The sequence below is a fragment of the Pseudomonas sp. PHC1 genome (assembly GCF_046487845.1).
GTDB classification, from domain to species: domain Bacteria; phylum Pseudomonadota; class Gammaproteobacteria; order Pseudomonadales; family Pseudomonadaceae; genus Aquipseudomonas; species Aquipseudomonas sputi.
Map to the genome: position 1 here is coordinate 157,141 of NZ_JBJXHJ010000001.1, position 14,255 is coordinate 171,395.

Genomic DNA, 14,255 nt, shown 5'->3' on the forward strand with positions numbered 1-14,255 from the left:
GGGGCAGGCATGAGCCGCGTAGAGAGCAACGATTGGCGGACTTGCTTCGTACTTGGGGCGGCCGTTCTCTTCGGTTGCTATTTGAGATTGCATAACATTGAACTTTACGGGCTTTGGCTGGATGAAGTATTCAGTGTGACCACTAGTGATCCCGATAATGGCTTTGTTGATGTTTATCAGCGGACGGTGGAAGATGTTCATCCTCCGTTTTATCAGATCTTATTATGGTTGTGGTTCAAGGTTTTTGGTTATGCGGAAGTGGTGGGCAGGTATCTGTCGCTGGTTTTTGGTGTTTTGTTGATGCCCGCTGTGTTTTTTTTGGGACGGCAGCTTTTTAATACTCGAGTCGGTTTGGTTTGTGCCTGGCTGGCGGCAGTGAATTTCTATCTGGTGGCTTACTCCACGGAAACACGATCGTATTCTTTGCTTGTATTGTTGGTTGTACTTTCTTTTGTGTCTTTTATTGCCGCCTTACGCAAGCCTTCGGTATTGAATGTGGCTGTGTATGCTTTGGTCGTGGCGATGTTGGTTAATACGCACTACTTCGGGTTTCTGCCAGTTGGATCCCAGGTGGGACTGTATTTTTTAATCTGTGGTCGTGACGCCTTCAAGAAAGACATGATTGCGAAGTTTCTGACAGCAGGTTTGTTTGTTTTTCTGACGTTGATTCCCGGCGCTCTCTATGTTGTGACTAATTTGAACAGAAGAGATTTCTGGTTGCCGGTTCCGAATGACAATTTTTTTGTTGAGTTGTTTAATTTGTATTTTGGCAACTTGTCACTTTGTGTGGTGGTTGCAGTATTAATGATCCATGGGCTGGGGGCGTTGATTAAGGACGACGGTAAAAGAGAAAGTCTATGGGTGCTTGTTGTGTGGTCCGGGTTTTGCGTTTTGGTGCCCTATGTCCGCTCTCTTTATTTTCAGCCTGTTTTGACGATGCGCAATCTTATTGTTGTGTTGCCTGCTATTTTACTGCTGTTGGGGTATGGGCTCAGTCTAATAAAGGAGCGTGTGACGTTTTATGGGGTTGTTGTCGTTGTTTTTTGCTTTTCGATGACGCCATTGTTTACCGATACTAAACCCGTTTATACCTTCGAGAACCAATTTCGCCCAAATAGCCAGATGCGTGATGCTGTGCGGGTTATGGCTGAAAAATGCTCTGGTTGTTCGATCTATTCATTGTTTTTTATTGAGTTTCAAGGGTATGCGAAGATTCTCGGTTTGCCATTACAGGTTCAGAGCCTTGAGGTCATGGTGGCCGATATCGAAAACTCCAGACGGCCGTTGGATTTTTTTATTCTTTCGACCCGCGGTATTGGAGAGCCTGATACGGACTACATGAAGAGTCATGGTTTTTATTTAGTGAATAACCATATGATCGGTGACTCTTCGATCAGTGAATATCGCTCAAATCCTAGATAATTGAAGTTCCCGCAACGTGAACCCGTCAGCGTTGCGGGACATCATCAGGCCGCCGCAATTTCCTGTGGCTCGAAACTGTCCGCCCGTGCCATCTGCCACATCCGCGAGTAGAACTCGCCGTTCACTTCCCCGGTGAGCAATTCCCCCGGTTTCAGGAACACATGCAGCTGCGAGAACAGTTTGATTTCGGTGGCCGACATGCGCCGCACCAAATGTTTGGCCGACAGTTGCGACGGGTGATCGAGGCCGGCGGCGGCGAGCATTTCCGCCAGCGCCTTCAAGGTATTGCGATGGAAGTTGTAGACCCGCTGGGCCTTGTCCGGCACCACCAGTGCCCGTTGGCGCAGGGTGTCCTGGGTGGCGACGCCGGTCGGGCATTTGTTGGTGTGGCAGCTTTGCGACTGGATGCAGCCGATGGCGAACATGAAGCCGCGCGCCGAGTTGGCCCAGTCGGCGCCGATGGCCAGCACGCTGGCGATGTCGAAGGCACTGACGATCTTGCCGCTGGCGCCGAGCTTGATCTTGTCGCGCAGGTTCAGACCGACCAGCGTGTTGTGCACGAACAACAGACCTTCGCGCATCGGCACGCCGATGTGGTCGGTGAACTCCACCGGTGCGGCGCCGGTCCCGCCTTCCTTGCCGTCGACCACGATGAAGTCCGGCAGGATGCCGGTTTCCAGCATGGCCTTGGCGATGCCCATGAACTCCCACGGGTGACCGAGGCAAAACTTGAAGCCCACGGGTTTGCCGCCGGACAGCTCACGCAGTTGCTGGATGAACTGCATCATCTCGATCGGCGTGGAGAACGCGCTGTGGCGGGACGGCGAGATGCAGTCTTCGCCCATCAGGATGCCACGGGTGTCGGCGATTTCCTGGGTCACCTTGTGCTTGGGCAGAATCCCGCCGTGGCCGGGTTTGGCGCCCTGGCTCATCTTGATTTCGATCATCCGCACTTGCGGGGTCTGCGCCTGGGCGGCGAAGCGTTCCGGGTCGAAACGGCCGTCGCTGGTGCGGCAACCGAAGTAGCCGCTGCCCAGTTCCCAGGTCAGGTCGCCACCGTGTTCGCGGTGATAGGGGCTGATGCTGCCTTCGCCGGTGTCGTGGGCGAAGTTGCCGAGTTTCGCACCCTGGTTCAGCGCGCGGATCGCGTTGGCACTGAGTGAGCCAAAGCTCATGGCCGAGATGTTGAATACCGATGCCGAGTACGGCTGGGTGCACTGCGGGCCACCGACGGTGACGCGAAAACTGCTCGGATCGCTCAGCGGCGCCGGGCGCATCGAGTGGCCGATGAATTCGAAACCGGATTGATAGACGTCGATCAGGGTGCCGAACGGCTTGTCGGCGGTTTCATTCTTGGCCCGCGAGTACACCAGCGAACGCTGGGCGCGGGAGAAGGGCAGGGCGTCGCTGTCGGATTCCAGCAGGTACTGGCGGATTTCCGGGCGGATGCCTTCGACCAGATAACGGATGTTGCCCAGGATCGGATAATTGCGGCGCACCGCGTGGGGGCTCTGCAGCAGGTCGAACAGACCGATCAGGCTCAATACGCCGGTGACGGCAGTGATCGGCCACAGCCAGTCGTGTTCGAGAAAGGGCAGGCTGGCGAGGGTGAACATCACGCAGACGGCAAAGAAGGCGTAGCGGCTCAGGAGTGACAGGCTCATACGGTTTCCTTGGTTCGGACGGTTTTTTGCGGCAGTCAGGCGTTCTGCGCCTGCAGAAAGATCGAAAACAGCTCCGACTGGGATTTGATCCCCAGCTTGCTGTACATGTGTTTCTTATGGACTTTCACGGTTTCAACAGAGATTTCCAGCTTACGGGCGATTTCTTTACTGGAGCAACCGCTGAGCATCAGGCGCCCGACGTCCAGTTCCCGGGCGGTCAGTTGCGCGCCCTTGAGCTGCTGCACCGACGCTTCGAGCTGCACCCGCCAGTCCGGTTGCGCAGGCGCCGGGGCCAAGGCCACGGTTTCGTTGATTTCATAGGGCAAACGCTGGCGCAACAGGCCTAGCACCCAAGGCTGGATCAGTGACAACAGGGCAATCTGCTCGCCGGTGAAGCGTTGCTGGCTGCCCAGCGACAGGCACAGCGTGCGGTCGCCTTCGAGCTGGCAATTGAACTGGATTTCGTCGGCCACCACATTCAGACGAAAGTATCGCTGGTAATACTCGGTCAGTTCGAAGTGCTCCGGCGCCACCTCCGACAGGCGATACAACCCGGTGCGCGATTGCTCGCGGCAGGCAATGTAGAACGGGTCGAGCAGGTACAGACCGCGCAGGTAATCCTGAAACAACTGGTCGGGGCTGCCGTCCGCGCCGGGGCATTCGGCGAACACCTGCGGGTGGCGGTCGGCGCTGAACAGCAGCGCCACCCAGCTATCGAACGGGACGTACTGGTCGAGCAGGCGCACCAGTTGCGCCCAGAAATTCGGCTTGTCGAGGGCGTCGATCAACTGCCCGACGGCGCGGTGCCAGGTGATGTCGTCAAACGAAACAGTCATGCCTCTACCCCTATCGGGTTACCCCGGCCGCGTAATTCCCGGGCCGGTCGAATGCGAAGCATACTGGCCCACAGACAGCCGCCGGGCAATCTTTCGGCACCCGGCGCTCATAACAAGGACTCCCCATGAAAGTCGAACTCGCTCAACTGGCGGGCCGTGACAAAGACACGGCGTACAACCTCGAACGCGCCCTGGCGGCGATTGCCGGGTGCCCGGCCGACACGCAACTGATCGTGTTCCCCGAGACCCACCTGATGGGCTTCCCGACCGCCGCCACCGTGGCGCAGATTGCCGAGCCGCTAGACGGCCCCACTGTGAGCGCGGTGCAGGCTGCCGCCCGCGAACGCAATCTCGCCGTGGTGATCGGCATGGCCGAGAACGACAACGGCCGCTTCTACAACACCACGCTGCTGATTACCCCTGAAGGCATCGCCCTGAAATATCGCAAGACCCATCTCTGGGCTTCCGATCGTGGTGTGTTCGAGGCCGGCGATCGTTACGCCACCTGCCTGTGGAACGGCGTGCGCGTCGGTCTGCTGATCTGCTACGACATCGAGTTCCCCGAGTCGGCCCGTGCCCTGGCACAACTGGGCGCGCAATTGTTGATCGTGACCAACGGCAACATGGACCCGTACGGCCCGACCCACCGCACCGCGATCATGGCCCGCGCCCAGGAGAACCAAGCGTTTGCGCTGATGGTCAACCGTGTGGAAGCCGGGGATGACGGGTTGCTGTTTGCCGGCGGCAGTGCGCTGGTGGATCCGCTGGGCACGCTGCTGTTCGAGGCCGGGCGTGAGGAAGGGCGGTTCAGTGTCGAGCTGGATTTCGCTCAGCTGGAGCTGGCGCGCAAGGATTATCGCTATCTGGATGATCAGCGGTTGAGGTTGCCGGGGGAGGTGGTTGAGCACGCTTCGGGAGTACGTGAGCTGCTGATCCCTTGACCCGTTGTACCTGATCGTTCCCACGCAGAGCGTGGGAACGATCAGCAACACCCGAAACATTCGCCGAACTCGGCCTCTGCCATAAATCCAATAAAATCCGGAGTAAGTCGCCCATGGCTCGTTTGCAACGCACCCTTTCGCTGGGGTCGGTGGTGCTGTTCGGCATCGCCTACATGACGCCGATCATTGTCCTCGGCACGTTCGGCATCCTCGCCCAATCCACCGCCGGCAGGGTGCCCGCCGCCTATCTGGCGGCGCTGGTGGCGATGTTCTTCACCGCCATGAGTTACGGGCGCATGGCTGCCGCGTTCCCGGTGGCCGGCTCGGCCTACAGCTACGTGCGCAAGGCCATCAGCCCGAAACTCGGCTTCATCGCCGGTTGGGCGGTGCTGCTCGATTATCTGTTTCTGCCGATGGCGATCTGGCTGATCGGCGCCGCGTACCTCGCGTCGGCGTTCCCGTCGATCCCGCAATGGATCTGGGTGTTGGCGTTCATCGGCATCACCAGCGCGATCAACATCATCGGCCTGAAGCTGGCCAACGGCATCAACGCCTTGCTGATGCTGGTGCAGTTCCTGGTGCTGATCGCCTTCGTCGCGCTGTGCGTGCATTACGTCGGCGGCGATGCCAGCCAGCCGCTGTGGTCGATCAAACCGTTCTTCAATGGCGACATGCAGATGCCGCTGATCATGAGCGGCGCGGCCATTGCCTGTTACTCGTTCCTCGGTTTTGATGCGGTCAGCACCTTGACCGAAGAAACCCGTGATCCGCGCCGCACCATCCCTCGGGCAATCATGTTGATCACCCTGATCGGCGGGCTGATTTTCGTCGGTGTTTCGTACTTCGTGCAGATCGCCCATCCGTCGTTCCAGTTCGACAGCGTCGACTCGGCGGCCTACGAGATTGCGCGCAACATCGGCGGCGATCTGTTCGTGTCGATCTTCCTCATTGGTTTGATCGTCGGCCAGTTCGCCTCGGGCCTGTCGGCGCAGGCCAGCGGTTCGCGGCTGTTGTTTGCGATGGGCCGCGACGGCGTGTTGCCCAAGTCATTTTTCGGCACCTTGCACGAGCGCTTTGGTACGCCGGTCAACAGCATCCTGCTCTGCGCGGTGGTGGCTTTGCTGGCCCTGAAACTCGACGTGACCACCTCGACCTCGTTCATCAACTTCGGCGCGTTCCTGGCGTTCAGCCTGGTCAATCTGTCGGTGATTTTTCACTACTGGATCGGCGGCGAGAAAAAAGGCCTGCGCGAGTGGATCCTGTTCCTGATCTTCCCGTTCATCGGCCTGGCGGCGGATCTGTGGCTGATGGTCAGCCTCGATCACCTGGCGGTGTATCTGGGCCTGAGCTGGCTGGCGATTGGCGTGGTGTACCTGGCGGTGCTCACGGGTGGCTTTCGCCGGCAGCCGCCGGAAATGGATTTCCAGGAAACCGCCTGACCCGGCATCAGGCCGCCGGGCGGGTCTGGCGCAACGGCAACTGCACGCGGAACGTCGTGCCGGCGCCCAACGTGCTGCGCACGGAAATATCGCCGCCGTGTTTCTTCACGATGCCATACGACAGGGACAGGCCCAGGCCTGTCCCCTGGCCCACCGGTTTGGTGGTGAAGAACGGGTCGAAGATTTTCTGCAGGGTCTCGGGGGCGATGCCTGAACCGGTGTCGGCCACTTCGATGATTGCCGTTTCGCCCTGCACACCGGTGCGCAGGGTGATGGTGCCGCGCTCCGGGCCCATGGCCTGCGCCGCGTTGACCACCAGATTCATGATGACCTGATTGATCTGCGAAGGCAGGCATTCGATGTCCGGCAGATCCTGATATTCCTTGATCACATCGGCCTTGTACTTGAGCTCGCCGGCGACGATGTTCAGGGTCGATTCGATGCCCTGTTGCAGATTGGCCCACTGCCATTGCTGATGGCTGTCGACCCGGGAGAAATCCTTGAGATCCCGGACGATCTGTCCGACGCGGCCAATGCCTTCCTTGGATTCGCGAATCAGCGTCGGGATGTCTTCCAGCAGATAGTCCAGCTCCAGGTGCTCGCGCAATTGCTGCAACGGCGCGGCGGCTTCGGCAGGCAAGTTCTGCACGGCGGTGTGATAGGCGTCGAGCATGGCCAGCAGTTGCTGGAAGTAGCCGTCGAGCGTGCCAAGGTTGGAGGAAATGAAGCCGATCGGGTTGTTGATTTCATGGGCGACCCCGGCGGCCAGTTGACCCAGCGAGGCGAGTTTTTCCGACTGCACCAGTTGGCCTTCCAGTTGTTTGCGCTCATCGATTTCCCGCTGCAAGGCTTCACTGGCCTGCCGGAACTGGGCGGTGCGCTGATCCACCAGATGTTCCAGGTGATGCATCTGCAAGGACGCACGTTCGGTCATCTGCCACTTGGTCAGCAGGGTGTTGGCCATCTGCTGGACTTCGATGTTGTCGAACGGTTTTTTCAGGATCAGCAGTCGGTCATGGGCGTGCAGACGATCCAGCAGTTCGTCCCAGGAGTAATCGGAATAGGCGGTGCAGACCACCACCTGCAACTGCGGATCCTGCTTCCAGAGCTCTTCGATGGTGCGCGCCCCGTCCCAGCCGTCCGGCATGCGCATGTCGACAAAGGCCAGTGCATACGGGCATTGCTCCTGCAGAGCCAGGTTGAGTTTGGCCAGGCCTTCTTCTCCGCCGTAGGCCGAGTCCAGCTCGAAGGGCGCTCGCCGGGGTTTGGCGGGCACGCCGAACAGGGCGGCTTCCATCTCGTCCAGTTTTGCCGAGTGCGCCGGCGCCGGGGCGAGGATCTTGCGAAAGTCCTCGTGGATCGACGGCATGTCATCGATCAGCAGGATGCGGCGGTTCGACAGCTCGCTCATGCGTTCTCCGTTACGGTGATCAGCGGAATCTGCAGGGTGAACAAGGCGCCCAGTCCCGGCCCGTCACTGTGGGCGGTGAGGTGGCCGTTCATCTCGATGGCCGCCAGCGCGCAACTGTGCAGGCCGAAGCCGTGGCCTTCCTTGCGGGTGGTGAAACCGTGGGCAAAGATCCGTGTCATGTTTTCCGCAGCGATGCCTTCGCCGTCGTCCCTGACGCTGATTTCCAGAAAACGGTCATCGACGATCTTTACCCCCAGGGTCATGGTGCGCGGGCGGTTGCTCAGGTCGGACATCGCGTACTTGGCGTTACTGATCAGGTTGATCAGGATCAGCAGCAAACGGTGTTTGTCGCCCATCACCTGGGGGACTTCGGCGTATTCCTTGACCACCGTGACGTGGTGCCGGGTGAGGGCGCCGGCGTTCATGCGCAGCGCGTCTTCGAGCAGCTCGTTGATGTACAGCGGCTCGGTCAGGCTGTTGGCCCCGGCATAGGATTGCTGGGTGGCGACAATGTCCTTGATGTGATCGACGCTTTTGTTCATCTGGTTCAGCTCGTCGACCATCTCCTGCTGTTCCTGAGCGATGGCGCCGACCAGTTGATTGAGGTAGCCGGGCAGCAATTTGCCCTTGGCGTCTTCGCTGAGGAAATGGCCGAGGTCGTCCGGGTGTTCGTTGATCAGTTGCATGGCCTTGCCCAGCCCCAGAGTCTTGCTGCTGCGCAGTTTGCGCGAGATCAGGTCGCAGGAGATATTCACGCTGTTGAGCACGTTGCCGACGTTGTGCAGCACGTTGGTTGCGATTTCGGCCATGCCGGCCTGGCGCGCGGCGTCGAACAGTTCGCTCTGGGCGTTCTTGAGCTCCCGGGTGCGTTCCTCGACCCGTTGCTCCAGCACGTCATTGGCGGTTTGCAGGGCCGCGTTGACCCGGTTGATCTCGGCGAAACTGCGGATCAGGCGGATGGCGAGCCAGAGCAGCGACAGCATCAGCAGCACGGAGAACAGCAACTGATAGAAGTGGTATTTACGGTCGACTTTTTCGGCCTGTTGCTGATCCTGGTTGAGCATGGTGGTGATGTTATCGAGACGCTCGGCCACGGGGACCGCTTCGATGCTGTCGAGCAAGCCGTTGACGATCGGCTGTTCGCGCAGGATCAGGGCGATGTGATTGCTCAGAATCCTGATCGGGGCCTGAAAATCCTCGGGCAGGCGTTGTGCGTTGACCGCCAGTTTGTTCAAGCCCAGCACGATATCGGCGGCCTTGTCGTCGGAGGTGACCTGGGAAAACTCCAGGGCGCTGAGCAGCAGGTCGTAGGTGTCGGTGGCGATGTTCTGCACCTGGAGCTTGTCGAGGTCGGACAGGTCAGCCAGTTGCGCCTGAATGTCATCTTCGGCGGTGGGCAGAAACGCCAGGGAATTGCGCAACAAGGCGTTGTGCGACTTGAACTGCTCCACCAGCCGGGTCTTTTCCTGCATGGCCTTGAGAAAACGGTCGTGGGCCTCGTTCCATTGTTTCGAGTCGCTGCGCCCGTGGCCGGACTCCATGGTGTCGAACCGTTCCCACAAACGGTTCATTTCGGTCATCGGCGAAATCAACGGATCGTAATTGTGTGAAAGCGCCACTCGCGCCTTGAGAATTTCGTTTTCCCAGAGTGAATCCTGTTGCTTGATCTGGCGGATCAGATCCCGGGATTCGGTATAGGCCGTCGTCTGCTCGGAACCGGATTTCAGGTACAGAAACACCAGGATCGAGGCCAGCAGCACGGTGACGAGACCGAGCAACAGCAGGCTGACACGGCGTGAAACCTTCATCATGGCTTGCCCTCCCACTGGCCGGTCAGGGTCTTGAGAAACAGCACGATCAGGGTCTTGTCTTCTTCGCTGGGCATGCGCCCCAACTGGTACTGGAACATCACGTCAACGGCCCGCTCGAGGGTGGGCGCCGAGCCGTCATGGAAGTACGGCGCCGTCAGGGCGACATTGCGCAGACTCGGCACTTTGAACACGGCGCGATCGGCTTCGTCGCCGGTAATGTTGAAGCGCCCCTGGTCGGCCACCGTCGGGTTGCCGCGGTCGGCGATGTAGTCACCGAACACGCCGAATTTCTGGAACATGTTGCCGCCGATGTTCACCCCTTGGTGGCAGGCGATGCAGCCGTACTCCTTGAAACGCTGGTAGCCGTACTTTTCTTCCAGGGTCAGGATGTCGGTGTTGCCGAGCAGGTATTGGTCGAAGCGCGAACCGGGCGTGAGCAACGTGCGCTCGAAGGCGGACAGGGCGCTCTGGATATTGGCCCGGGTCACGGCGTCGGGATAGGCAGCGCTGAAGCCTTGACGATAGGCGGTGTCGTCGGCGATCCGTTGCACCACGGTGTTCCAGTCGCTGCCCATTTCGTGGGGGCTGGTGATCACGACGTTGCTCTGTTCTTCCAGGGTTTCGACGCGACCGTCCCAGAACTGGCGGAAATTGAGGCTGGCGTTGAACACGGTCGGTGTGTTGACGGTCACCGGCTGCCCATCGAACCCGTTGGAGAAGGCGCGGGAGTCGGCGCCGTTTTTGTCCAGCAGATGGCAACTGGCGCAGGACAGCGTGTTGTTGATCGACAGCCGCGGGTCATGGAACAACTGACGTCCCAGTTCCACCCGTTTCGGGTCTTGTGGCGGGATGGTCGGCAAGGGTTTGAGCGGCTCGTCCAGCGGCGCGGCGATGGTGTTTGCGCATAGAGCGAACAGTAGAAACAACGCCGGGCGATTCATGAAACGCCCCACGGACCAGGTTGAGCGGACGCCAGCAATCGGGCAAAGGCGTCCGCCGGCAAGGCTTTGCTGAAGTAGTAGCCCTGGCCTTCCTCACAGTGGTGATCCTTGAGGAACGCCAACTCTTGCGCGGTCTCCACCCCTTCGGCGATGACGTTCAGGTTCAGGCTCTTGCCCAGGCCGATGATCGCGCCGACCAGCGCCGCATCGCTGCTGTCGTGGCTCAGACCGCGAATGAACGACTGATCGATCTTCAGCACATCGATGGGAAACCGGCGCAGATAGCTCAGGCTGGAATAGCCGGTGCCGAAGTCGTCGATGGCCAGCCGCACGCCCAGCGCCTTCAGCCGGTTCAGCGCGCTCATCGTCGCGTCGACGTTCTGCATCAGCACGCCTTCGGTGATCTCCAGTTCCAGCAGACGGGGATCCAGTCCGGTCTGTGCCAGCACCTGCTCGATGCCCTCGACGAAGTGACGCTGGCGAAAGTCGATGGCCGAGGTGTTGACCGACATGCGGATCGGCGGCAACCCTGCCTGCTGCCAGTCCCGGGTCTGCCGACAGGCCTCGGCCAGCACCCACTTGCTCAGCGGCACGATCAGGCCGCTGTCTTCGGCCACCGGGATGAACTCCGAGGGATAGACCCAGCCATGCCCCGGTTTCTGCCAGCGCACCAACGCCTCGGCGCCGACCACCCGGCCGCTGGCCAGCTCGATTTTCGGCTGGTAATGCAGGACGAATTCGTTGCGTTGCAGGGCCTGGCGAATACCCGATTCGATGCCTTGCTGTTCGCGCGCGCGCTGGTTCATGGCTTCGATGAAGAAGCCGATCTCGTTCGGCCCGTTTTCCTTGGCGCTGCGCATGGCCGTTTCAGCTTTCTTGATCAGCTCGATGGCCTCGCGCCCGTCGTCGGGATAGAAGCTGATGCCCAGACTGGCCGTGATGCTCACGTCATGCCCGACGATTGTCTGTGGAACACGGATCGCGCTCAGTAGTTTCTCGGCGATGCTGCGCGACTGCTGCGGGTGCTTGATGTCACTGAGCAGCACCACGAACTCGTCGGAACCATAGCGAAAGACCGAGTCCGATTCGCGCACGCAGGCCAGCAATTGCTGGCCGACCCGTTTGAGCATCTCGTCGCCCGCCGGATGACCCAGGGCATTGTTGATGCGCTTGAAGCGATCCAGCCCGAGAAACATCACCACCAGTTGTTTGTCATGGCGCCGGCAGGCGGCCAGCGACTGAGTCAAGCGGTCACCGAGCAAGGTGCTGTTGGGCAGACCCGTGAGGCTGTCGTACTGCAACAGGCGCGAGACCTTGAGCAATTCATGCACGCGGGCTTCGATGGTCTGCTCAAGGTTGAGCATTTTCAGCGCCGCGTCCTGAGCCAGTTGCCATTTCCAGGTCAGGGCATTGGCCATCTGACGGATTTCCAGGGTGTCGAACGGCTTCTTCAGGATCAGCAACTGATCGCCGAACTCCAGGCGTTCGGCCATGGCCTCCCAGCTGTAGTCGGAATAGGCGGTGCACAGCGCAATTTGCAGGTTGGGGTCGACCGCCCAGAGTTTTTCGATGGTTTCCAGACCATCCCAGCCGGGCGGCATGCGCATGTCGGTGAAGGCGAGGGCGTAGGGCCGGCCTTCGTCCAGGGCGTTTTGCACCAGTTTCAGTGCTTCCTGGCCCTGATAGGCGGAGTCCAGCTGGAACGTCAGATGCGGCGATTGACGGGTGCCGAACAGCGTTTGCTCAAGCGTGTCCAGATCTGTTTCACCGTGGGTGTCCGGGGTGAGGATCTTGCGAAAGTCGGCATGGATCGCCGGGGTGTCATCGACGATCAGAATGCGCCGATTGGTCTGAGGGAACGGTGTTTTCATCCTTCATCCTCCCTGGGCAGCGGGACGACCACAATCCCGTCCTTCAGCAGTCGGGCGGCCTGCTCAGGGCTGACAGCTTCGCGCAGGCAAAGGCCTTGCACGTTTTTCAGTGGTGCGCAGGGTGCGAGGGTAGTGCCCTGATCGTCCGGCTGGACGCCTTCGGCGCTGATGTCGATCGCCAGATCCCGGGCGAAATTGACGATCGCTCGCAGGGTATTGGCGCTGCCTTCATCCTGGGCCGCACTGTCGATCAGGGATTGGGAGAGTTTGAGGTGATTGACCCGGTAGGTTTTCAGGTAATCGAACGATGAGTATTCGGTGCCGAAATCGTCGATGGCGATCTTTACCCCTAACTCGCTCAGGCGTGGTAGCACATCGTTATGGGTCCATTTGGTCTGGGCCAGTGTCGCTTCGGTGACATCGAACCGCAGGTCCCACGGCGCAAGCTCCCAGCGGGCGGTGGTGCGCAGCACGTCATAGATGAGCTCGGGCCCGCTCTTGAGTTGCGCCAGGGAAATTCTGATCGCCATCACCGGAGGCGCCACGCCCTCGTTTTGCCATTGGCGCATCTGCCAGCAGGCGTGATCCAGTATCCAGCGACCGAGCGGGATGATGGCACCGGTCTTTTCCGCTGCCGGTACGAAGGCCGACGCCGGCAGCAGACCCAGCCTGGGATGTTGCCATTTGACCTGCGCGGCCATGCCGAGAATCTTGCCGTTGTGCATGTCCACTTCCGGCGTGTAATCGAGCTTCAGCCCTCCCTGAATGAGCGCGGTGGTCAACTCTTCGGCAAGGGTCATGCGCTCGGCCACTTCCCGGGTGATTTGCTCGGAGTAGAACTGGTACTGATTGCGCCCGGTTTCCTTGGCGCGGTACAGCGCCATGTCGGCGCCGGCCAGCAGGCTGTCGGCATCCAGACTTGTGGGCCGGTAGAGGCAGATGCCGAGACTGACGGAGGTGTGCACGGCATTGCCCGTCAAGTGGTAAGGCTGCGCCAGTGCATCGCGGATCTTGGCGGCAACGGTAGCGGACTGGGTCGGATCACTGACATCCAGCTGCAGGATCGCGAACTCGTCACCGCCCAGCCTCGCCACCACGTCGTTTTCCCGCACGCCGGATTTGATCCGCTGCGCCACTTGCTGCAACAGCAGGTCGCCGACCGGATGACCCAGGGTGTCGTTGATGCGCTTGAAGTGATCCAGATCCAGATAAAACACCGCGAAGGGCGTGCCCCCACGGCGAGCGGCGGCGAAGGCCTGATGCAGACGCTCGATCAGCGTGGCCCGGTTGACCAGCCCGGTCAGGCCGTCCGTGCGGGCCAGCAGGTTCATCTTCAGTGCGGCGTCTTCGGTCATTTGCCATTTGACGGTCAGGGCACTGGCCATCTGCCGGATTTCAATCGCGTCGAAGGGTTTTTTCAGGATCAGCAGGCGATCGGTCAGGGGCAGTCGCTGGTCAATGTCCTCCCAGGAGTAATCGGAATAAGCGGTACACAGGGCCACTTGCAGCCTGGGGTCGACCTGCCACAGCCGCTCGATGGTTTCCAGGCCGTCCCAGCCCGGCGGCATGCGCATGTCGATGAAGGCCATGGCGTAGGGGCGCCCGGCGGCCAGGGCGGCTTTCACCTTGTCCAGCGCTTCGCGGCCCTGATAGGCCGAGTCCAGCTCAAAGCGGTTCTTCGGTGCGACGGGAGCAGAGGACGGATCGCCGAACAGCAGGTTCTCGGTCTCGTCCAGGCTGTCATCTGCAACCGTGGCCGGCATGAGGATTTTCGCGAAATCCTCATGGATCGATGCCGTATCGTCGACGATCAGCACGCGGCGGTTGATGTGTCCGGGTTGCGCATTCATGACGCGATATCCGGTACACGCACATTCGTCATCGGGAGCATCCCTTTCCCCTCATCCCATGCCTGCGCG

The 14,255-nt window shown here is 60.1% G+C and carries 10 protein-coding genes; 3 read left to right on the plus strand and 7 right to left on the minus strand.

Translation table 11 applies throughout. The annotated features are described in order from the left end of the window. Window positions 1–9: 9 nt before the first annotated feature. Window positions 10–1,422, plus strand: a complete 1,413-nt coding sequence (locus ACKJSM_RS00710; RefSeq protein ID WP_410236403.1) for a glycosyltransferase family 39 protein — start codon at window positions 10–12, stop codon at window positions 1,420–1,422. 44 nt (window positions 1,423–1,466) lie between these two features. Here ACKJSM_RS00710 and ACKJSM_RS00715 read toward each other — a convergent pair whose 3' ends face one another. Together ACKJSM_RS00715 and ACKJSM_RS00720 are read right to left on the minus strand one after the other, a co-directional pair. Continuing rightward, window positions 1,467–3,086: an FMN-binding glutamate synthase family protein gene (locus ACKJSM_RS00715; protein ID WP_236181263.1), complete on the minus strand. Its 1,620-nt coding sequence runs from the start codon at window positions 3,084–3,086 to the stop codon at window positions 1,467–1,469. 35 nt (window positions 3,087–3,121) lie between these two features. Then, window positions 3,122–3,922, minus strand: coding sequence for a helix-turn-helix transcriptional regulator (locus tag ACKJSM_RS00720; protein WP_339489678.1), 801 nt, complete (start codon window positions 3,920–3,922; stop codon window positions 3,122–3,124). Window positions 3,923–4,047: 125 nt separating this feature from the next. Between ACKJSM_RS00720 and ACKJSM_RS00725 the strand changes: the two genes are divergently transcribed. Then, the gene (locus tag ACKJSM_RS00725) at window positions 4,048–4,863 is read left to right on the plus strand and encodes a carbon-nitrogen hydrolase family protein (RefSeq protein ID WP_236181265.1); all 816 of its coding nucleotides are present in this window, start codon (window positions 4,048–4,050) and stop codon (window positions 4,861–4,863) included. Window positions 4,864–4,976: 113 nt separating this feature from the next. Beyond that, window positions 4,977–6,302, plus strand: a complete 1,326-nt coding sequence (locus ACKJSM_RS00730; RefSeq protein WP_410236404.1) for an APC family permease — start codon at window positions 4,977–4,979, stop codon at window positions 6,300–6,302. 7 nt (window positions 6,303–6,309) lie between these two features. Here the strand turns inward: ACKJSM_RS00730 and ACKJSM_RS00735 are convergent, their stop codons facing one another. Genes ACKJSM_RS00735 through ACKJSM_RS00755 form a run of 5 tightly spaced genes read right to left on the minus strand, consistent with a single transcriptional unit; the run spans window position 6,310 to window position 14,186 of the window. Then, window positions 6,310–7,713 (minus strand): ATP-binding protein, encoded by a 1,404-nt coding sequence (locus tag ACKJSM_RS00735; RefSeq protein ID WP_410236405.1) that lies wholly within the window; start codon window positions 7,711–7,713, stop codon window positions 6,310–6,312. Next, window positions 7,710–9,524: a DAHL domain-containing protein gene (locus ACKJSM_RS00740; RefSeq protein ID WP_410236406.1), complete on the minus strand. Its 1,815-nt coding sequence runs from the start codon at window positions 9,522–9,524 to the stop codon at window positions 7,710–7,712. The genes ACKJSM_RS00735 and ACKJSM_RS00740 overlap by 4 nt, the downstream gene beginning before the upstream one ends. Further along, entirely contained in the window at window positions 9,521–10,465 is a 945-nt protein-coding gene (locus tag ACKJSM_RS00745) for a cytochrome-c peroxidase (RefSeq protein ID WP_236181268.1), read from the minus strand. The genes ACKJSM_RS00740 and ACKJSM_RS00745 overlap by 4 nt, the downstream gene beginning before the upstream one ends. Further along, a complete protein-coding gene (locus ACKJSM_RS00750) occupies window positions 10,462–12,336 on the minus strand; it encodes a putative bifunctional diguanylate cyclase/phosphodiesterase (protein ID WP_410236407.1) in 1,875 nt (624 codons plus the stop codon). Before ACKJSM_RS00750 ends, ACKJSM_RS00745 begins: the two co-directional genes overlap by 4 nt. Further along, window positions 12,333–14,186 carry an EAL domain-containing protein gene (locus ACKJSM_RS00755; protein ID WP_410236408.1) on the minus strand — a complete coding sequence of 618 codons (1,854 nt, stop codon included), beginning with the start codon at window positions 14,184–14,186 and terminating at the stop codon, window positions 12,333–12,335. Before ACKJSM_RS00755 ends, ACKJSM_RS00750 begins: the two co-directional genes overlap by 4 nt. Window positions 14,187–14,255 lie beyond the last annotated feature (69 nt).